Annotated in this window: 15 protein-coding genes; 4 read left to right on the top strand and 11 right to left on the bottom strand. The window is 63.7% G+C overall.

What is annotated here, in order from left to right; genetic code table 11:
* Positions 1–12: 12 nt before the first annotated feature.
* The 5 genes from AB6809_RS08450 to AB6809_RS08470 are packed head-to-tail and all read right to left on the bottom strand — an operon-like array spanning position 13 to position 6,876.
* Entirely contained in the window at positions 13–2,211 is a 2,199-nt protein-coding gene (locus AB6809_RS08450) for a polysaccharide biosynthesis tyrosine autokinase (RefSeq protein ID WP_371026445.1), read from the bottom strand.
* A gap of 43 nt (positions 2,212–2,254) precedes the next feature.
* Positions 2,255–3,484 carry a polysaccharide biosynthesis/export family protein gene (locus tag AB6809_RS08455; protein WP_371026446.1) on the bottom strand — a complete coding sequence of 410 codons (1,230 nt, stop codon included), beginning with the start codon at positions 3,482–3,484 and terminating at the stop codon, positions 2,255–2,257.
* Positions 3,484–3,921, bottom strand: coding sequence for an exopolysaccharide biosynthesis protein (locus tag AB6809_RS08460; protein WP_029968415.1), 438 nt, complete (start codon positions 3,919–3,921; stop codon positions 3,484–3,486). Before AB6809_RS08460 ends, AB6809_RS08455 begins: the two co-directional genes overlap by 1 nt.
* 53 nt (positions 3,922–3,974) lie before the next feature.
* Complete coding sequence (locus tag AB6809_RS08465; RefSeq protein WP_029968413.1) at positions 3,975–5,447, bottom strand: UDP-glucose/GDP-mannose dehydrogenase family protein; 1,473 nt, start codon at positions 5,445–5,447, stop codon at positions 3,975–3,977.
* A gap of 31 nt (positions 5,448–5,478) precedes the next feature.
* Positions 5,479–6,876, bottom strand: a complete 1,398-nt coding sequence (locus AB6809_RS08470; RefSeq protein WP_006048991.1) for an undecaprenyl-phosphate glucose phosphotransferase — start codon at positions 6,874–6,876, stop codon at positions 5,479–5,481.
* A gap of 668 nt (positions 6,877–7,544) precedes the next feature.
* On the opposite strand from AB6809_RS08470, the gene AB6809_RS08475 reads away from it, so the two are divergent.
* On the top strand, positions 7,545–9,110 hold the full coding sequence (locus AB6809_RS08475) for a mannose-1-phosphate guanylyltransferase/mannose-6-phosphate isomerase (RefSeq protein WP_114156118.1): 1,566 nt from the start codon (positions 7,545–7,547) through the stop codon (positions 9,108–9,110).
* A 115-nt stretch (positions 9,111–9,225) separates the two neighbouring features.
* On the opposite strand, the gene AB6809_RS08480 is transcribed toward AB6809_RS08475, so the two are convergent.
* Together AB6809_RS08480 and AB6809_RS08485 are read right to left on the bottom strand one after the other, a co-directional pair.
* Positions 9,226–10,659 (bottom strand): transposase, encoded by a 1,434-nt coding sequence (locus AB6809_RS08480; RefSeq protein WP_371026351.1) that lies wholly within the window; start codon positions 10,657–10,659, stop codon positions 9,226–9,228.
* A 599-nt stretch (positions 10,660–11,258) separates the two neighbouring features.
* Positions 11,259–11,555: a YciI-like protein gene (locus tag AB6809_RS08485; protein WP_029968407.1), complete on the bottom strand. Its 297-nt coding sequence runs from the start codon at positions 11,553–11,555 to the stop codon at positions 11,259–11,261.
* Positions 11,556–12,021: 466 nt separating this feature from the next.
* Between AB6809_RS08485 and AB6809_RS08490 the strand changes: the two genes are divergently transcribed.
* The 3 genes from AB6809_RS08490 (at position 12,022) to AB6809_RS08500 (ending at position 14,026) form a co-directional block, all read left to right on the top strand.
* A complete protein-coding gene (locus AB6809_RS08490) occupies positions 12,022–12,315 on the top strand; it encodes a PsiF family protein (protein WP_006048987.1) in 294 nt (97 codons plus the stop codon).
* Positions 12,316–12,616: 301 nt separating this feature from the next.
* Complete coding sequence (locus AB6809_RS08495) at positions 12,617–13,069, top strand: hypothetical protein (protein ID WP_371026352.1); 453 nt, start codon at positions 12,617–12,619, stop codon at positions 13,067–13,069.
* 369 nt (positions 13,070–13,438) lie between these two features.
* Positions 13,439–14,026, top strand: a complete 588-nt coding sequence (locus AB6809_RS08500) for a YSC84-related protein (RefSeq protein ID WP_006048985.1) — start codon at positions 13,439–13,441, stop codon at positions 14,024–14,026.
* Positions 14,027–14,404: 378 nt separating this feature from the next.
* Here AB6809_RS08500 and AB6809_RS08505 read toward each other — a convergent pair whose 3' ends face one another.
* From AB6809_RS08505 to AB6809_RS08520, 4 genes are all read right to left on the bottom strand, one after another.
* Positions 14,405–15,472, bottom strand: a complete 1,068-nt coding sequence (locus AB6809_RS08505; RefSeq protein WP_006048984.1) for a glycosyltransferase family 4 protein — start codon at positions 15,470–15,472, stop codon at positions 14,405–14,407.
* Positions 15,473–15,723: 251 nt separating this feature from the next.
* Positions 15,724–16,890 (bottom strand): AAA family ATPase, encoded by a 1,167-nt coding sequence (locus AB6809_RS08510; protein ID WP_371026353.1) that lies wholly within the window; start codon positions 16,888–16,890, stop codon positions 15,724–15,726.
* 100 nt (positions 16,891–16,990) lie between these two features.
* The gene (gene otsA, locus AB6809_RS08515) at positions 16,991–18,400 is read right to left on the bottom strand and encodes an alpha,alpha-trehalose-phosphate synthase (UDP-forming) (protein WP_006048981.1); all 1,410 of its coding nucleotides are present in this window, start codon (positions 18,398–18,400) and stop codon (positions 16,991–16,993) included.
* Between the two features lie 290 nt (positions 18,401–18,690).
* Positions 18,691–19,929, bottom strand: a complete 1,239-nt coding sequence (locus AB6809_RS08520) for a mechanosensitive ion channel family protein (RefSeq protein WP_371026354.1) — start codon at positions 19,927–19,929, stop codon at positions 18,691–18,693.
* Positions 19,930–19,946 lie beyond the last annotated feature (17 nt).

Here is a 19,946-nt window from a genome sequence, read left to right on the forward strand (position 1 = left end):
AGGCCGTTCCGGTTACGTGCTCAGATATTCCTGCACCGCCGCGTAACTGCGGTCATAGCCGCCGCGAGCGCGCGCCGGCATGCCGTTGAAGATGCCGCCCTGCACATGCACGCCGGCCCCGCGCAGACGTTTCAGCGAGTCGATGATCTCGCCCTCGCTGTGCATGCCCGAACGCATCACGAAGAACGTCGAGCCTGCATACGCGCCGATGATCGACGCATCGGTCACCGCGAGCACCGGCGGCGTGTCGATCAGGATCACGTCGTAGCGTTTCGCGAGGGCGTCGAGGTATTGCGGCAAACGCGGCGACATCAGCAATTCGGACGGATTCGGCGGACGGCGCCCGCACGAGATAAAGCTGAGGTTCTCGATCTCCGACGCGCGGATCGACTCCTCCAGCGAAATCTGACCGCTCAGCAATTCCGACAAACCGTTTTCCTGCGTGCCGCCGAGGTAGCGTTCGAGCACACCGCGGCGCATGTCGCCGTCGATCATCAGCACGCGCTTGCCCGAATGCGCGAGCAGCACGGCAAGGTTGACCGTGAGGAAGCTCTTGCCGACGCCCGCCATCGGTCCCGTGAGCATGACGATGCGATTCTTTGCATCCATGATCGTGAACTGCATCGACGTGCGCAGACTGCGCAGACTCTCCACGGTGACGTCCTTCGGCCGCGCATTGGCGAGCACGGAACGCAGGCGCTCGCCGCCACGAGCGAATCCATTTTCTAGCAGCGTCTGCTCGGCGCTCATCGGCACAAGGCCGAACACCGGCAGACGAAATGCGCGCTCGATATGCTCGGGGTCGTCGATGCCTTTGAACATATTGCGGCGCAGGAACACGAAGCCGGTGCCCGCGATCAGCCCGAGAATCGTCGCCGCCGACAGGATCAGCGCCTTCTTCGGCTTGACCGGCGATCCGGGACGCAGCGCGGCATCGACGATATGCACGTTGCCGCCAGTGCCGGCCTTCTGCACCGACAACTCCTGCACGCGATTGAGCAGCAGCACGTAGATGTCTTCCGCGACCTTCGCGTCGCGCTGCAACTGCACGGCCTTGACCTCGGTGGCCGGCAGATCGCGGAAACGGTCCGCGTATTTCGTGCGCTGCGCCTGCAGCTCGGCCATTTGCTCGCGTGCGGCCTTCAGCATCGGATGGTCGTCGCCGTAACGTTCGGTGAGCTGCGCCATCTGCAGACGCAAGCCGGCAATCTGCTGTTCGTACTGCACGCTGCCTTCGAGATAAACCTTCGCCTCCTCGCTCGCGTTGATCGAGCCGGACTGACGCTGATACGCGGTCAGCGCGGCCTCGGCGCGTTCGAGATCGGACTTCAGGCGCGGCTCTTCGCTCTTCAGGAAGTCGAGCATCTTGCTTGCATCGGACTGCTTGTTCGCGATGTGCTGACGCACATACGACTGCGCGAGCGCGTTGGCGACGAGCGCGGCATGCTCGGGGTTTTTGTCCTCGAGTGAAATCTGGATCACGCCGGTCTGCTTGCCCTGCTCCTGCACGCTGATCGCGGATTGAAACGCGCTAATCGCGTCGAGATCGTTCGCCCGCATCACGGTGAATTCCTCGCCCGGACGCGCGACCAGCTTGCTGACCAGCATCGTCACGCCGCCGCCTTGCGCCTGCTGCCCGACCTGACCGCGCAGCAGCAACGCGCCGTTCTCCGCGCGCAGTTCGTAGCGGCCGCCGTCGAGCGCTTTCATGGTCAGCTTCTGGCCTTCGAGCGTTGGCAGCACGTCGATCGAATCGACGTCGACGACCTCGCCGCCCCATGCATACGACGACAAGCCGAGCCACGGCTTCGCCGGCTCGCCAGGCGTCGCGACGCGCGCGGCGATGCTGCCGAGCAGCGGCAGCGTTTTCGGCGTGACGCTGAAGTTCAGCTTCATCTGCTCGACGACCGGCGCCACCACGCCGCGGCTCTTGATGATTTCGATTTCGGCGTCGGTCGGCAGCGAACTGGAGCCGCTCGTGATCGCGGCGCCGGTCTGCGTTTGCGTGAGCGCCTGCGACGTGTTGTCGGCCTGCTCGACGCGCACGTGCGCATCGGCCGAATAGATCGGCTTGGCGAGCACGCAGTACGCGCCGGCAATCGCGACGACCGCCGCCGCGATCGCGATAAGCCACCAGATGTCGTCGAGGATCACCTGCACCAGTTGCCCGAGGACCACGTCCTCTTCTTCGGTCCTGATCGGGCCGGCCATGTGTGGAGAGATTTGATTGCTCACAGTTCGATCCCGTATCTGGTTAGCGCGTCAGTTGCTTCAGGTAGAACAGCGTCTGCACGCTCGGCAACACCTGCTGCAACACGCGGTTGAACGTGGTCGAGGCGGCGGTGCCCACATACACGACATCGAGCGGCTGCAACTGGAACTGCGCGGACAGCATGATCGCGTCGGGCTGCGTCATGTCGAGGCGGTACACGTCCGGCGTGGTCGGATGCTCGCGCATGCCGCGCATCACGAAGATCTGCCGCGGATTGGCGTCGGTGTCGAGAATGCCGCCGGCTTGCGTGAGCGCGTCTGCGATCGTCAGACGGCCCTTGAGCATCGGCACCTGAATCGGCGTCTTCACTTCGCCCATCACGAAGATGCGGCTGTTGCTGCGGTCCGGCACGTTGATGACGTCGCCGTTTTGCAGCATCACGTTCTGCGTGGTGTCGCCCGCATCGAGCATGCGGTTCGCGTCGAGCACGTAAAGCGTCTTGTTGCGCGTGAGGCGCACGCGCTGGATGTCGGCGTCGGCAGTCGTGCCGCCCGAGCGCGTGAGCGCATCGACGAGCGTGAGCGGCACGTCGCTGACCGCGAGCGGGCCCGGCGTCTTGACTTCGCCGGTGACCTGCACTTTCTGGCCGCGATACGACAGCACGCGCACATCGACCTGCGGATTGCGGATGTAGCGCACGAGGCCGCGCGCAAGCTGATCGCGCAACTCGCCGACGGTCTTGCCCGCGGCCATGACGCGGCCGACGAACGGGAAATAGATGGTGCCGTCCGCGGCGACGGTCTGGCCGTACGGATCGGCCTGGCCCGGCAACGCGGCCGTGTACGGCTGCTGCAACGCGCCGGCGATGGTCTGCGTGCTCGTGCCGCCCGCCGACAGCGTGCTGCCCTGCGGCGTGGTCAATTCGGGGTGATCCCACACGGTGATGCCGAGAATGTCTTGCGGCGACAGCCGGTAGACGTACTGCGAAGGATCGCTGAAGGTCGAGGTCGGCAACGGACGCGGCGGTGCGCTGGCTTCGGCCTGTGCCTGAGCCGCAACGACGCTCGCGTCGATCACATGGACCGGATAGGTTTCGGCGGACTGGCTCTGAGTCTGGTGCTGGCCGTCGTCTTTCAGACGCGACGTGTCGAGGTAATTACCCGGTGCGGTGGCGCAGGCCGACAGAAAGGACGTCAGCAAAAGCGTGGCGGCGAACTTCGTGGTGAGCTTCGTTTTCGGGTTCGCGAATGTAGGTGTAGCGAGTGTTTTCATCAGCATATTTTTTTCAGCCATCCCATGACCAGATGTTCGATGAGCACGAGACTTTCCCTGTAAGCGGATTCCTCGCCGCCGTGCGGATCGGCGACGTCGGCCAGGTCTTCCCACTTGCCGAGCGGAAAGACCTTGCCGCGCGAAGCCGGATCGAGCGCTTCGACTTCGCCGATCTGCGCGCGCTCGCTCACGAGCACGAGATCGGCGGATCGCACGAGCCGGCGGTCAAGCCGCCGCGAGTGATGCGCGCCGGACGCGACGCCGCGCTCGGCGAGCAGGCGCCGCATCACCGGGTCCATGCCGTGGCCGTTCATCGCGCGGATGCCCGCCGAATGAAACGCGATGGACGCCGACGCCTGACGCGCCTTGAACAGCATTTCGGCGGCCGGCGAACGGCACACGTTGGCGTGGCAGACGATCAGAACATTGGCGAACATGTCGGGCTCCGTGATGAGGCGCGTAGTGCGTGCGGGCGGCGTGACAGGCAGGCTTATTGGCCGGCCTGGGCCACGGCGAGCGCATCCGCTTGCGTACCGCCGTGCGTATCGCCATGCACGGGCGGCAGACCGTTCACGCCGACTCTTGCGGGCGCATTGCGCAGCGCATGCTGGCGTCCGATCGCGTGATACTCGATGCCGAGTTCGAGCAGCGCGTCCGGTTCGTACAGATTGCGGCCGTCGAAAATAAGCGGCGTTTTCAGCATCGTTTTGAGCGCATTGAAGTCCGGGCTCTTGAAGACTTTCCACTCGGTCAGGATCACGAGCGCGTCGGCGTCTTGCGCTGCTTCCATCTCTTCGTTCACGAACTGCAGACGCGCGTGCTGCTGCGGCACGTCCTTCAGATCGAGCGCGAACACGCGCTTCGATTCGTCGATTGCGACCGGGTCGTACGCCTTCACGCGCGCGCCGCGGCGCAGCAGTTCGGCAATCAGCGGGCGGCTCGGCGCTTCGCGCATGTCGTCGGTATTCGGCTTGAACGCGAGGCCCCATACGGCGAACGTGCGGTCGGACAGGTCCTCGCCGAGACGCGCGACGATCTTCTGCCCGAGCACTTTCTTCTGCGTGTCGTTGACCGCTTCCACGGCTTCGAGAATGCGCAGATTCGCGTGGTGATCGGCGGCTGTGCGGATCAGCGCCTGCACGTCTTTCGGGAAGCACGAGCCGCCGTAGCCGCAGCCCGCGTACAGGAAGTCGTAGCCGATGCGCGGGTCCGATCCGATGCCGCGGCGCACGGCCTCGATATCCGCGCCGACGCGGTCGGCGAGATTCGCCAGCTCGTTCATGTACGAGATGCGCGTGGCGAGCATCGCGTTGGCCGCGTACTTGGTGAATTCGGCCGAGCGCACGTCCATGTACAGCGTGCGTTCGCGATTGCGATTGAACGGCGCATAGAGGCGCTTCATCAACTCGCGCGCCTTTTCTCCGGGCACGTCTTCGTCGCAACCGAGCACGATGCGGTCGGGCCGCGTGAAGTCTTCCACTGCCGCGCCCTCTTTCAGGAACTCCGGGTTCGACACCACCGAGAACATGTGACTGAGGTTGCGCGCGGCAAGCTCCTCGGCGATCGCGTCGCGAACGCGTGAAGCGGTGCCGACCGGCACCGTCGATTTGTCGACGATCACCTTGAAGCCCGTCATATGGCGGCCGATATTGCGTGCCGCGGCGAGCACGTATTGCAGATCCGCTGAGCCGTCTTCGTCCGACGGCGTGCCGACCGCGATGAACTGGATGTCGCCATGCGCGACCGCCGCTTCGACATCGGTCGAAAACGTGAGGCGTCCGGCCTTGCGATTGCGCGCGATGATCTCCTGCAGGCCCGGCTCGTGAATCGGCACGCCGCCGCCGTTGAGCACGTCGATCTTGCGCCGGTCGACGTCGAGACAGAACACGTCGTGGCCGATGTCGGCCAGACATGCGCCCGTCACGAGGCCTACGTAGCCGCTACCGATGATCGTCAGGTTCATGTATTACCTCGCAGGAGTTTGGAGTGAGTGTTCAATATGCGTTGCTGCCGACAAAGCCCTTCCACAGCGTCAGCACGACGATCTTGATGTCGAGCCAGAAGGTCCAGTGCTGCATGTAGTACAGATCGAGCTTGACGCGGCCCATCATTTTTTCGATGCGGTCGGTTTCGCCGCGATAGCCGTTGATCTGCGCCCATCCGGTGATGCCGGGCTTGATCCGGTAGCGGTGCATATAGCCCTTCACCAGATCCTTGTAGATGTCGTCGTGTTCGAGCGCATGCGGACGCGGGCCGACCACCGACATCTCGCCGCGCAGCACGTTGATGAATTGCGGCAGTTCGTCGAGGCTCGTGCGCCGCAGGAATGCGCCGACCGCGGTGATGCGCGGATCGCGCCGCGTGGCCTGCGTGATCTTGCCGGCCTCTTCCTTGTGTACTTTCATCGAGCGGAACTTGTAGATCTCGAACTCGTTTCCGTCGATGCCCTTGCGCTTCTGGCGGAAGAACACCGGACCCGGCGAGCTGAGCTTGACGAGCACCGCGATTCCGAGCATCAGCGGCGCGAGCGCGGTCAACGCGGCGAGCGCGAACAGCCGGTCGAAGATGCGCTTGGGCAGCACGCGCAAATCGGTGATCGGCGAAGCCGCGAGGTTGATCGCCGGCACGCCGAGCAGCTCCACCATCGGCTGATTGAAGAGCGTGAGGCTGCGCACGTCCGGAATAAAGCGGATGTTCACGAAGTCGTTGCGCAGATCCATCACAATGCGATGTATTTCCTTTTCCTTCGAGATGGGCAGCGCGAGCCACAATTCGCGGATCGCGCGCTGGCGCACGAGCTGGATCATGCGCTGATAGTCGCGTTCGACGGGCACGCCTTCTATCGCAGCGGCCGCGTCGGGATCTTCATAAGGGTTGATCGTGCCGTTCTCGTCGAACACCACGACGGGGCTGAAGCCGGCGTCCGGGCGGCTGCGCATCTGCTGGATCAGGAAGCGCCCATACGGTGCGCCGCCGACGATCGCCACCGCGCGCTGATTGAAGCCTTCGCGGCGCAGCCCGCGCAGAATCGAGTAGACGATCACCTTCGTGACGATCAGCAGCACGATGGTCGCGGCCGCCCAATAGACGAGCCACAGCCGCGACAGACTGTCCGCGCGATGCAGGCTGAAGCTGATCAGCACGCCGGTGACTTCGACCATCGCCCAGCCGCCCGCGACGCGGCACAGCAGGTCGTAGAGCGGCTTGCCGCGCCATGACTGATAGATGCCGAGCGCGGGAAAGAACACGACGACGAGCAGCACGTCGAAGGCGAGCGACACGCTTTGCATGTCGTCCAGCCACACGACTTCTCCGTTGTGCACGGCCGCCGCGATGGCGGCGCCGAGCGCGACCATCGCGATGTCGATCAGTCTCGATAGAACGCTCAGCATGTGCTGCCCCTCAGTTCGTCAGTCAAGTGCCATCCTGCTGTTAGTCCGTTGCGTGCATCCGCCGGCCAGTTGCAATGCGCTGCACGGTCGTTTGGGCGTGGCACGCAAAAACGCCGGCAGCCGCGCCGGCAAATGAATTGCCCGACGCGAATCCGATTGAAGCCGTGCTAATTGCAATTACGCTTTCCGCTTTGCTAAACCGGACGCTCGGCCGCGGCGAAAAACGTGTCTCGGAATGAGTGAATGTCCTTCTACAGGTATAGATAAAGCGTTATTAAAATTCGCGCCGCAAGGCTGCAAAAATCTCAAAATGTATCGGTCAAAATTTCGGAATTTTTTGTGAATTTTGTGGGGTTTTTTTACCGGAATAGCGGCTTTGACCATGCTTTTGCGCCTTCATGACGGGCAACGGCGGCCTTTCTGTCGCTTTCCGGCGATGCCCGCCCGGTCTTGCGCCGTCATCATTCTCGTGCAGGCGCCGCGGTAAAAAAATAGCCCGCCGTTAATTTCCGCATAATTTTTCTTTTTATAAAATAGCCGCGACATTTTTTGTTCATCAAGACGTTAGCTCTATTCGGCTTATATATAGTTTCCAATTAACGGGCTTTTATTCATTTCGGTCTTCGTGATAAAACTGGACGCATCCATCCAGTCCCGAGGAGTCCATCATGACCGCTCCGGTTACGGCCACGTCCGCCGACACCCGGCCCACCCAGACGACGTCCGCGCACGTCAAACTGAAGGTTCATCCCGTCATTCTCGCGGGCGGCTCAGGCACGAGGTTGTGGCCGATGTCGCGCGAGCAGCATCCCAAGCAGTTGATCGGCCTGCTCGGCGAAGACTCGCTGCTGCAGTCCACCACGCGCCGTCTCGACGCGCTCGAAGCCGGCTATCCGCTCGCCGGGCAACTCGTCGTGGTGGCCAACGAGGAACAACGCTTCACGACCGCCGAGCAATTGCGCACGAGCGGCAAACCGACTCGCCTGATTCTCGAACCGGTAGGCCGCGATACGGCGCCGGCGCTGACTGTGGCCGCGCTATCCATTGCTGCGCAGGACGAGGACGGCATCATGGTGGTGATGCCCGCGGATCACGCGGTCACCGATCTCGAAGGCTTTCACGCCGCAGTCGCCGCGGGCGTGCAGCATGCGGCGGCGGGTCAGATCGTCACAATGGGCATCGTGCCGACGCGCGCGGAAACGGGCTACGGCTACATCCGCATTGGCGCGGCTATCGGTACGCCTGGTAATCCTGATGAAACGCAAGCGGCTGACGCTGTGGATGCGAGTGCTTCGGTCACCGCGCACAAGCTCGATCGCTTCGTCGAAAAGCCGCATCTCGAACTCGCGCAGCGCTATGTCGAATCGCGCGAATACTGGTGGAACAGCGGCATTTTCATCATGCGCGCATCGACGTGGTTGAAGGCGATCCGCCACTTTCAGCCGGCGATTCACGACGCCTGCGAAGCGGCCTACGCGGGCGGCAAGGCTGACGGCGATTTCTTCCGCCTGCAACGCGATGCGTTCAGCGCGTCGCCGTCCAATTCGATCGACTACGCCGTGATGGAGCAACTCGGCCAGGACCAAAGCGCGGCCTCGGGCGTGGTCGTGCCATTGCAGGCGGGCTGGTCGGACGTGGGCTCGTGGGACGCCATCTGGGACATCTCCGAGAAAGACGCGGAGCAGAACGTGGGCCGCGGGCGCGTGATGTTCGAAGGCGCCTCCTCCACCTTCGCGCATTCCGAAGGACGCCTGATTGCCTGCGTGGGCACGCAGGATCTCGTCGTCGTCGAAACGGCGGACGCGATTCTCGTCGCCGACAAATCGCGCGTGCAGGACGTGAAGAAAATCGTGGGCCGCATTCGCAGCGAAGGCGGCATCGAAGCGGCCAATCATCGCAAGGTGCATCGCCCGTGGGGCAATTACGATTCCGTCGATACCGGCGAGCGTTTCCAGGTGAAGCGCATTGTCGTAAAGCCGGGCGCTCGCCTCTCGCTGCAAATGCATCATCACCGCGCCGAACATTGGATCGTCGTGCGCGGCACCGCGCTCGTCACGCGAGGTGAAGAGCGCTTTATCGTCTCCGAAAACGAATCGGCTTATATCCCGCTCGGCGTCACGCACCGTCTCGAGAACCCGGGCAAGATGCCGCTCGAAATGATCGAGGTGCAATCCGGCTCGTATCTCGGCGAAGACGATATCGTGCGCTTCGACGACACGTACGGACGCCAGTAAAGCCTTGGGTCACACATCAGGCACGCGAGGTCGGTTGCGGGAACAGCATTGAATCACAGCGAATGAAGCGGGATCCTGCGGCGGTTGCTCCAGACTGCCGCGGGGTGCTGCGTGCTCATCCCGCGTGGGAGATGAGTTCTGTGTACGACGGATAACGTTCTGCTCGATCTGCTGCGGCTGGATTGGCGGGCGTTGCGGTTGCTGCGCCTGGTGCTGCGCCCGCGCCTGATGCTGCATTGGCTGATGCGTTTGCGCTAGTCATCCCGCCATTCACCGCGCTGCCGACGGCGGCCGCGGCGGGTTCGCTCGTGTAGCGCCGCAGCGGTCCGCGAAACGCATTCAACGGACCATGCAACGGCGCTCCATGATGCGCGGCGACGGACTCGGGCACATGACGCATGCCCGCCATCGGACGAGCCGGCGGCGCGGTATACGGCGAGTGAGCGGCAGAGACGTCCGACGTGTACACGGGCTTGTGCATCTGCCCATGCATCGGCGCGCCGTACGCTTGCGATGCCCGTACCTGCGGCGCTGCATAGGCCGCGGCCTGCATCGCGCATTCACGATCGATCCACTGCGCGGCCCACTCGAACGCATAATGCTCGGCCGCCTCGGCGTCCGCGAAGCGCGGGCCGACGAGGCCGGAACGCTCGACGCGCTTGCCGTCCTTCATGATCTCCGCCCATGCGCGATACATCGCGTTCGGCACCCGCTCGGCGGCGACGTAGATCAGATAGCCGTGCCGCTCGGCGACTTGCCGCCCGCGCGGCGCGAGAGCCGTCGACAGCGGGCTGCGTTGCAGCGCCGCTCCCGAGATTCCGCGCGCCGATGCAATGGCCGCGTCCAGACCCTGCATGGCCGCACCGACCGCGCCGGCTTCGTTCATCGCGCGCAAGTCGGCACGCAGCGCCGGGCGCGGCGCATAAGCGACCGATGGAGTCGGCAAAGCCGGCGCACGCGCGATGGCATGTGCGGCTTGTGCAGCGTAGGCATCTTGCCGATCCTGCGCGACGACGGGCGCGGCGTGGTCGAAACCCGCCAGTTGACGCGTGATATCCGCGATCGGATCGGCCGAACGCCAGGGCCGCGCGTGCGACGCCTGAGCCTCGTGCAGCGCGTTGGCCGCGTGGCCATTCGTGCCGGGCGCCTGCCACGACTCGGGGCTTTTCCACGACACGCCGCGCGGACTCTCGTCACGCATGCTGGTTGTATCCGCGACAGGCGCTGCGGGTTTCGACGCGACGGGCGGCGCCGGCTGCGGCACGTAGGCGAACGTGCGCCCTGTTCTGGACAGAAGCCGAACCATCTCGAGCAGCGTGCCGTTCAGTTGCCATTCCTCGAAACGGCGCCGGCAAGTGGGCCCCGACGGATAACGGCCTGGCAGCTTCGACCAGGGCTCTCCGGTAGTGAGGATCCACAAAACCGCATTGGCCACGACACGTGGGTCGGCGCGAGGCCGCCCACGTCGGTTCAGACGGACGGCCGGCTCATCGGAGACAAGCGCAGATAGCAGCGCCCATTCGTCATTGCTTAGCTCATCGAAAAACATGGATTTTCTCCACGCAGCCTGGCCGGGCCGCGGCTTTGGGTGGACCACAGATTCAGCCTTCACGATCCGTGTGTCACCCTCGGTTGCACAAATATGTCTTGTACGTTCTGTTGGCTGGTCAACCCCGCCCTGTGTTAGTGCGGTTTATCCCTATTGCGAAGCACAAAACGTGGTCTCACTCGTGCATGGGAGAATTGTGCACGAAGCATACCATCACCAGGGTTTGCGTGAATATCGGCGAGACAAGTGTTACGGATAGAAACAAACTTATGCTTTTCACTCGCTTAATTCACGTCATGCCGTAACGGAAATGCTTCATGCGATAGCGACGGAATTGCTATTGCCCACTCGACAGCCCGCGAAAAAGCACAGCCAATGCGCGCTAAAGGCCTGCTAAAAAATGCGGCAGACACGCCGAATAAGCCGCCCGAATTCGACCGCATCACGGCGCAATAATTCATGCATTCTTTGTCTGTCTGCCGGTGCGGCAGGTTCGTTGCGCGCGCATCGAGTCAACGGTGCCAACGCTTGATGACATCGATGTGGCAACGCAGGCGAGCCGCTCGCTTGAGGCATCGCCCGCGTGGTGTATGGAACGGCTAGCGCACGGGATTCGCCGCGCCCTCGCCCGCCACGGTTTTCCATTCGCGTACGCGCCAGCGTGTAACAAGCCCCGCTCGCACGTACGGATCTGCCTGGGCGAAGGCTTCGGCGACGCGAGGCGTGTCGCTGTTAAAAAGCAGCATGGCCGTGTCGACCGGTTCGGTCAGCGCACCGCCCAACATCAGTTCGCCGCGCCCCGCCGCTTCCCATGCGAGTTTCAGATGCGCATCGCGGTACTCACCGCGCCGTTCCAGATAGTCGGGCACGAGGTCATAGATCAATAGATAGTGCATGACGAATTCCTCCTTAAAAAACACTACAGCGCCGGTGGTGAACGGACACGGCAACCTGTCAATAGCCGTTAAGGATTTCCCTGCGAATTTCCTTACCAATTGCCATTCATGTGCTACCGCAGCAAATGGACAATGCAGAAAAACAATGCAGCGCGAATTTTTCAACCGCTCGCAGTGGGCGATACGGTAGCGAATTGCAGCTCGATTGCATCATCGTTTAATCTGCAATGCATAACATAATCGCGTGTCCGGATTCGCTGCAATTCAACGCCAATCGACCTGAAATACGCACTCACTCCGCCTGGTCAGGGAAAACCAGCGGGCGCGGCTGTCAACGCAAACGCGGTTTTGACCGTTGATGCAGACAGCATTTGCCATAATGGACTTGCCGAGGGCCGGATGCCGGATCCCGTCGACGCCCACGTGCATGAAGACCAAAAACGTTTCCACACCGATGGAGTGTCACATGAAAATCCAATCCGCAATCGCTTCCCTGGTACTCGGCGCCGTCCTCGTTTCGCCGGCATTCGCGCAGAACAGCCAGCAGACGAAGATGGCCGACTGTAACAAGCAGGCCGGCGACAAAAAAGGCGACGAGCGCAAGGCGTTCATGAAGACGTGCCTGTCGGCGAAACCGGCCGCCGCGCCGATGAGCCAGCAGGACAAGATGAAGGTATGCAACACGCAAGCCACCGGCAAGAAAGGCGACGATCGCAAGGCGTTCATGAAGAGCTGCCTGTCGTCCGCGCCGGCTAACTGAACTTGGCTTAAACCCAACCAGATTCGACCAGGCGGGTTTCCAGCACGCTCGACCATGCGCCGCGCACTTCGCGCGGCGCATGCTTTCCGCATCGGACTCCAGCATCCCACTCTCGCATCCGATCTTTCGCACCACACCCCCTACGCTTTTCCGTTCCCCGCTTCGCCCGCCCTTCACAGTCCTCTCGCCCGAACGCGCCGTTTTTCTTCTATGATGGCTGCGGAGACGGCCCACCCCACACAACATTCATACGGGCCGCCATCTTGTCGTTGATGCCGCAAAGCATCGATTGGAGGCAAGGATGGTATCGAAGCATAAAAACCGCTGGTTGAGGCGGTGGCTGGTCGTCATCGTGTTCTGGGCGGTGCCCGTGGCGATCGTTGCTGTCAGCGAGATTCGCGAGGAGATGGCGTACAACGCCGTCGACCTGGACCGCGCGCTGACCACCTGGAATTTCACCGACGCGCAACGTGCGGCCGGCGCCCCCGCGCGCTGCCACGGCAAGCCGGAAGAGGCGCAAGCCGCCGGTTGTCCCGCCGACGTGCTCGCGGCCAACGCGCCGCGTCAGCAGGACGCCCGCAATGAATACAGCGTGCGCCGCTCCACCCTGATGGCTTATCTCTGGCATGCGTTCGTCGGCTACTGGATCGTGCCGGCGCTCACGCTGTTTGCTATCGGCGTGTTGATCGGCGCGGTGCGCCGCGCGCTCAGGCGGCCACCGGCGGTCAAGAGTCCGGCCAATCACGGCGGATAGCGCGCGCATCTGACTTCGGATTTGCGGCGTCGAGACAACAGTTTCGAGCCGATCGCGACAGAAAATGCGAAGCGCTGGAGTCGGTAAAAATGGGCGAATCCGGCGATTTCGGCTCGCGTGCGCGGCGGCTCGACCGAGCGCGACCCGCAGCACGGCGGCCCGGTTTCTGCGTGTTGATGCGGTCGGCGAGCGTCGCCCGGCGACCGGTCAAATTTACAGAAGACTCTTTTCGATTTGCCTCAAAGCCCCGCCGCATAAGGCTTTGAGGCTTACGACCGAGGGCGCGTTTTGGCGTGCCGTGTGATATAACTCAGAGGCGACCGCGCGATTTGCTCGCGGTCGCGCCCCGGAACCATACGGAGAAAAACGATGCAAAGACGACACTTCATGTTGAAGACTACCGCTGCGCTCGCTTTCGGAGGCCTTGCTCTCGCCGGTTGCACAACCAACACCGGCGGCCACGACACCGCCGCCACCGATTCGTCCAAACGCCGCTCGATCGACGCCGACGTCGACGGCACCATGTCGCGGCTGTACACGACCGTGAAGGGTTCGCGCGAGCTCGTCGCCAAGGCGCGCGGCGTGCTGGTGTTCCCGTCGGTGCTGCAGGCGGGCTTCATCGTCGGCGGGCAATACGGCGAAGGCGCGCTGCGCGTCGCCGGCACCTCAGTCGGCTACTACAGCACGGTTTCCGGCTCGTTCGGGCTCCAGGCGGGCGCGCAATCGAAGGCCATCATCTTCCTGTTCATGACGCAGGATGCGCTCGACAAATTCCGCAATGCCGACGGCTGGTCGGTCGGCGGCGACGCCTCCGTTGCGCTCGTGAAAATGGGTGCGAACGGCGCGATCGATTCGAACACCGCAACCGCGCCGGTCGAGGTCTTCGTGCTGACCAACGCCGGGTTGATGGGCGACCTGTCGTTGCAAGGCACCAAGGTTTCGCGCCTGAAGATTTGACGCCGAAGGGTTGGCCCCGGCGGTTTGTGTCCGCGGGCCGACTCTGTGAGCGTGACAATGGCTCGACGAGCCGCCGCCGCGTTGGTTGAGGCGGTATAGCGTCTTTGCGGCGGGACACGCAATGTGTCCCGCTGGGCCTAGGGTTGTGGAACGCAACCGTAGTAATGCAGCCATCGCGACAACTGAGTTGCCGCGAGCGCGCCTAGTGCGCTATGCCGGCATCGGCTCACCGCACACGCGGCACAGCCTCTCGCAGTAAAAAAGCCGGCGCTCGCCACGAGCGCCGGCTTCGTTTCTCTCTACTGTTTTCGCTCAATCCCGCTTTGTCTGATCGCGCGAGCAAACGAGACAGCAGCACCGCGCGCCCACTCGCCGCGATCAACGCCCCGAGCTATCCACCACCTTGAAGCGCGAACGTTTCTGCGCGCGGATCACCGACTGATACGCATCCACGTACTGCTGCGCCATCCGGTGCGACGTGAAACGCTCTTCGAAGCGCTGCCGCACGCCCGCACGCGACATCTTGTGCAGCCGGTTGACCGCCGCGACCGCGCCGATCTCGTCTTCGACGATAAAGCCCGTCAGCCCGTCTTCGAGCACTTCCGGCACCGAGCCGCGGTTGAACGCGACGACCGGTGTGCCGCACGCCATCGCCTCGATCATCACGAGGCCGAACGGCTCCGGCCAGTCGATCGGAAACAGCAGCGCATGCGCGCCCGACAGAAACTCCGCCTTCTGATTGTCCGCGATTTCGCCGATGAACTCGACGTACGGCAAGTCCAGCAGCGGCCGGATATCGCGCTCGAAATATTCGCGATCGGCGGCGTCGACCTTGGCGGCGATGCGAATCGGCATGCCGCAGCGACCGGCAATGCGGATCGCCGTATCGACGCGTTTTTCCGGCGAAATACGGCCGAGAAACGCGAGGTACTTCTGCTCGACCGGCTGCGGCGTGTAGAGATGCTCAGGCAAGCCGTGATAGACGGTGGTGAGCCAACGCGCCTGCGGCAGCGGATGGCGCTGCGCATTCGAAATCGAAATCACCGGCGCGGAGCTGAACGTGTCGAACACCGGCTGCTGTTCGGGCAGGTCGAGACGGCCGTGCATCGTCGTGACGAACGGCGTGTCCTGGCGCTGAAACACCGAGAACGAGTAATAGTCGAGGTGAAAATGCAGGACGTCGAACTGCTCGGCCTGGCGGCGCACCAGTTCCATCAGCAACATATGCGGCGCGACGCGATCGCGAATGCCTGGGTCGAGGCGCAGCGCGCGCGGCCACACCGGCTCCAGTTTCGCACTCGTAACGGAATCGCCGCTTGCGAACAGCGTCACATCGTGGCCGAGCTCGACGAGCGCCTCGGTGATGTACGACACGACGCGCTCCGTGCCGCCGTATAGCTTCGGCGGCACCGATTCGGTCAAGGGGGCGATCTGCGCAATCTTCATAGTTGTCTCCGTGAACTGACGGCTCGTGCCCGGCTTGTTCCGAGGCCGCGTTTTGCGGCGCCGTCAGTGGCGCCCTTTTGAGCGCCGGTCTTCGATCAGTGCACCGCGGCAGCACGCGCGCACCATAGGCATCGGAGCATTATTCCCTGGCAGGGACTAAAAAGCGCCCGTTATTGCATTTCCTGGGCGCTGTTACATTCAGCTTACAAGCCGCCTGGCACCGAAATAAAGGCCGCATCGCACCGCGCGGTTCAGCGCGACGGCCACTTCCAGGCCGGCATGTCGCGCTCGTCGGCGCCCGCGAGACGCGTGGCGCCGAAATGCTTTTCCAGCACCAGCGATTCGCTCGCGTCCTCGCGTTCGAGCGCCGCGATCAGCCGCGCCGCATGCGATACGACGAGCACCTGCGAGTGCGCGGCGGCCCGCGCGATCAGCCGCGCGAGCGCCGGCAGCAGATCGGGATGCAAACTGGTTTCAGGCTCGTTCAGCACCAGCAGCGCGGGCGGGCGCGGAGTCAACAGCGCGGCGACCAGCAGCAGATAGCGCAAGGTGCCGTCCGACAATTCCGCGCCCTTCAGCGGACGCAGCAAGCCGTGCTGCTGCATCAGCACTTCGAAGCGGCCGTCCTGCGAGGCGATGTCGAGCCGCGAGCCGGGAAACGCGTCGTCGATCGCAGCGTCGAGCGCGCTCGAATCGCCGATTTCGCGGATGGTCTGCAACGCGGCGGCGAGGTCCGCGCCGTCGTCGGAGAGCACCGGCGTATGGGTGCCGACTTGCGGCATGCGGGCCGGGGCGTCGACGTCGGTCCGGAAGTGATCGTAAAAGCGCCACGAGCGGATCTGTTCGCGCACCGCGATCATTTCGGGCGCGGAGCGCGGGTCGGCGAACTCCGTCATCATGCTGTCGAAACTCGCAACCGGCTGCGGCACCGTTTGCCACTCGCCGCTTTCATCGCGCGTGCGTAACGCCGGACCCTGCCTGTCGACGAGCAATGCGGACGGCCGCAGCACCGGCCCGCTCCAGATGCATTCGCGCTTGACGACGGGATCGAGCATAAAACGGGTGCTCTTATTGAGCAGCGGCAGCCCGAGATCGATCGCATAACTAAACTGCTCGCCCGCGAAACCGAGCCTGAGACTCACCGGCGTCTTGCGTGCTGTGGGTTCAACCTCGAATTCGCCGCTCAGCACGCCGCGCGAAAAGCGTTCGGGACCGGCCCATAAGGTGGACGGCAGGCCGCCTTCCCGTGCGAGCGACGTAATCACGCCGCCGCGCGCCGTTTCCGCAAGCAGACGCAGCGAACGGTAGACGCTCGATTTGCCGCTGCCGTTCGCGCCGGTAATGACGTTCAGCCGGCCGAGCGGCACGATCAGTTCGCGCAAAGACCGGTAGCCCGCGATGGCGAGCGCACTCAGCACGCGGCCATCCGAAGATACGAGGCTTGCGGGCGCACGCGCGCCTTGCTGGCCGACAACCTCCGCTGCCCGGGGATGAATGTTGCGTATTGCCGCAAGCTCATTACCTGTGCCCTCCGCCCGCGGCCGGTCTTTGTATCGGCACGCTGCGCAGGTCGCGCAGGAAGCTGTCGCGCCACACGCCCAGATCGTTCTTGCGCAGCGCCGCCATGTTGATCTCGTGACGCCGCTGCCGTGCATCGAGCGGCATTTGCAGCGCCCGCTGCAACGCCTCGCACATGCCGATCGCATCGTGCGGATTGACGAGCAGCGCGCCCGTCAACTCCGCCGCCGCGCCCGCGAAAATCGACAGCACGAGCACGCCGGGATCGTCCGGGTTTTGCGCGGCGACATATTCCTTTGCGACCAGGTTCATACCGTCGTGCAACGGCGTGACGAAACCGATCTGCGACTCGCGAAACAGCGACATCAGTTTCCAGCGGTCGTATTGCTGATTCAGATAACGGATCGGCGTGTAGTCGAGGCCCGAATAGCGGCCGTTGATACGCCCCGCTTCGTACTCCAGGTCCTGGCGGATCTTCTGATAGGTCGCGACGTCCGACCGCGTGGGCGGCGCGATCTGCACGAGCGTGACGTTGCCGCGCCATTCGGGCGAGCGTTCCAGCAGATGCTCGAACGCGCGAAAACGTTCGACGAGCCCCTTCGAATAATCGAGCCGGTCCACGCTCATGATCAGCTTGCGGCCTTCCAGGCTCTGCTTCAGGTCGAGCACGTGCTGACGGCTTTCGTAGCGCTTGGCCTGTTCGGCGATCTCGTCGGGAAACACGCCGATGCGGTAAACGCCCGTGCGCAGCTTGCGGCCGAACGCCTCCACCATGCCGTTCGACACCGTGCCGCGCGCGTGGCGCGTCACGTAGTCGTGAAACGCCTCTTCGTCGGTCGCGGTCTGGAAACCGAGCAGGTCGTAGCACGACAGCGACTTCACCAGCTCCTCGTGCGGCGGAATATTCAGCAGGATTTGCGGCGACGGAAACGGAATGTGCAGGAAAAAGCCAATGCGATTCGTGATGCCCTCGCTGCGCAGCGCCTCGGCGAACGGGATCAGATGGTAGTCGTGAATCCAGATGACGTCGTCGGGTTCGAGCAGCTTGATGAGCTTGTGCGCAAGCCACGCGTTGACGCGCCGGTAACCGGCATATTCCTCGCGCTCGTAGCGCGCGAGGTCATTGCGATAGTGGAACACCGGCCAGAGCGTCGCGTTCGAAAAACCGCGGTAGTACTGGTCGTAATCCTTGCGCGTGAGGCCCACGGTCGCGAAGGTGACTGCGCCGTCCTGCTCGAGTGTGGGTCCCGCGTTGGCGACGGTCTCGCTGACCACGTCGCCGCTCCAGCCGAACCACACGCCTCCCGCGTCTTTCAGCGCGCCGAACACGCCGACGGCGAGGCCGCCCGCCGATCCTTTGGTTTCCGTCGGCGTAGCGACGCGATTCGACACGACGATCAGTCGGCCCATGTTGCAAGTCCTCCTTGTTTCGCGCGGCATCTGACAGGGTGCAGCCCGCGCCCGCCACGCAGCGGACGCGTCGACATCGTTTTGCATGGTGCACGCCATGCCGCGCCAGGTTTATTCAATGAGTGGACGGTTCGACCCTTTGGCGAACGATCGGTTGCATCGTTTAGCCGGTTGGCCAGGGCAGATAGCGCACGGCGCGCACATTTCAGCGAATTCGGTTGCGCGCTTCCGATCGTCGCAGCACTGCCTGCCCGCGTTCCGCGCAGCGTCGCGCGGATTCTGACCTCGCGCTAGGCCGTTTCCTTCACTTTGTGGGGCGACCCAGCCGCCGACGACGGCCCAGGCCCAGGCCGGCTTGCCACCGGGTCCGCCTCAGTATGCGCCGCCGTGCTGCCGGCCGGCGTGCGCGTGCCGCGCGGCACCCAGTCGAGCGGTTCGCCCTTGCCGTTTTCGAGTTCCGCCGACACCTCCGCGCGCGCCCGCGGCAAATACTGCGGATAGTGCTTCTGGATGAAGTCGAGCAGCCCCTCGCGCACGCGGCAGCGCAGGTCCCAGTTCAGACCCGAATCGAGCGAACTGACGAGCGCGCGCAACTGCATCGAGCGCTCGGTGCCCTCGGTGACTTGCAGCACCTGCACGCGACGGTCCCACTCGGGCGCCGCTTCGACGATGCGCGCCAGTTCCTCGCGCAACAGCGCGAGCGGCATCCGGTAATCGACGTACAGAAACACCGTGCCGATGATCTGCGAACTGCTGCGCGTCCAGTTCGAAAACGGATTCTCGATGAACCATTGCAGCGGCACGATCAGCCGCCGCTGATCCCACAGACGCACCGACACATAGGTCCCGGTAATCTCCTCGATGCGCCCCCACTCGCCCTGAATCACGACAACGTCGTCGAGCCGGATCGGCTGCGACAGCGCGATCTGCAAACCCGCGATCAGATTGCCGAGCACCGGCCGCGCGGCAATACCGGCGACCAGACCGGCGACGCCCGCCGACGCCAGCAGGCTCGCGCCGATCTGCCGCACGTTCGGAAGCGTCATCAACGCGCCGCCGACGCCGACGATCACGATCACCAGCATCACCGAGCGCGCCAGCACCCTCGCCTGCGTATGGATGCGGCGCGCGTGGAGATTGTCGGCGGTATCGAGCGGATGGGCCTGAATGATCGCCTCGCCGATGGCCGCCGCCGAGCGCACCGACAGCCACGTCAACGCGCCGATCAGCGCAATGGCCGCGGCGTCGCGCAACGGGCCGATGAAGGTGAGCGTGTCCGGCGCCTCCCACCAGACGGCTTCGAGCGAGAGAATCAGCAGAACGAACAGCGACGGCTTGTCGATATAGCGCAGCACGACACTCGTGAGCGGATAAGGCCGCGCGATCCGCGTGACGATGCGCGCGCCCACGCGGTGCGCGCCGATCGCGATCAGCACGGCGATGACCGAGACCAGCAACGCGCCGGGCCAGGTATGCAGCGGCGCTTCGGCGATGTGGTCCAACTGGTCGAGTCGATCGAGAAAAGCCATATAGGACAGTTTCCTCC

The sequence above is a fragment of the Paraburkholderia sp. RCC_158 genome, assembly GCF_041355255.1.
In the GTDB taxonomy this organism is placed as follows: domain Bacteria; phylum Pseudomonadota; class Gammaproteobacteria; order Burkholderiales; family Burkholderiaceae; genus Paraburkholderia; species Paraburkholderia graminis.

Coding starts and splice junctions, on each gene's coding strand:
- AB6809_RS08450 (WP_371026445.1), bottom strand. CDS start 2,211: ATGGCCGGCCCGATCAGGACCGAAGAAGAGGACGTGGTCCTCGGGCAA.
- AB6809_RS08455 (WP_371026446.1), bottom strand. CDS start 3,484: ATGAAAACACTCGCTACACCTACATTCGCGAACCCGAAAACGAAGCTC.
- AB6809_RS08460 (WP_029968415.1), bottom strand. CDS start 3,921: ATGTTCGCCAATGTTCTGATCGTCTGCCACGCCAACGTGTGCCGTTCG.
- AB6809_RS08465 (WP_029968413.1), bottom strand. CDS start 5,447: ATGAACCTGACGATCATCGGTAGCGGCTACGTAGGCCTCGTGACGGGC.
- AB6809_RS08470 (WP_006048991.1), bottom strand. CDS start 6,876: ATGCTGAGCGTTCTATCGAGACTGATCGACATCGCGATGGTCGCGCTC.
- AB6809_RS08475 (WP_114156118.1), top strand. CDS start 7,545: ATGACCGCTCCGGTTACGGCCACGTCCGCCGACACCCGGCCCACCCAG.
- AB6809_RS08480 (WP_371026351.1), bottom strand. CDS start 10,659: ATGTTTTTCGATGAGCTAAGCAATGACGAATGGGCGCTGCTATCTGCG.
- AB6809_RS08485 (WP_029968407.1), bottom strand. CDS start 11,555: ATGCACTATCTATTGATCTATGACCTCGTGCCCGACTATCTGGAACGG.
- AB6809_RS08490 (WP_006048987.1), top strand. CDS start 12,022: ATGAAAATCCAATCCGCAATCGCTTCCCTGGTACTCGGCGCCGTCCTC.
- AB6809_RS08495 (WP_371026352.1), top strand. CDS start 12,617: ATGGTATCGAAGCATAAAAACCGCTGGTTGAGGCGGTGGCTGGTCGTC.
- AB6809_RS08500 (WP_006048985.1), top strand. CDS start 13,439: ATGCAAAGACGACACTTCATGTTGAAGACTACCGCTGCGCTCGCTTTC.
- AB6809_RS08505 (WP_006048984.1), bottom strand. CDS start 15,472: ATGAAGATTGCGCAGATCGCCCCCTTGACCGAATCGGTGCCGCCGAAG.
- otsA (WP_006048981.1), bottom strand. CDS start 18,400: ATGGGCCGACTGATCGTCGTGTCGAATCGCGTCGCTACGCCGACGGAA.
- AB6809_RS08520 (WP_371026354.1), bottom strand. CDS start 19,929: ATGGCTTTTCTCGATCGACTCGACCAGTTGGACCACATCGCCGAAGCG.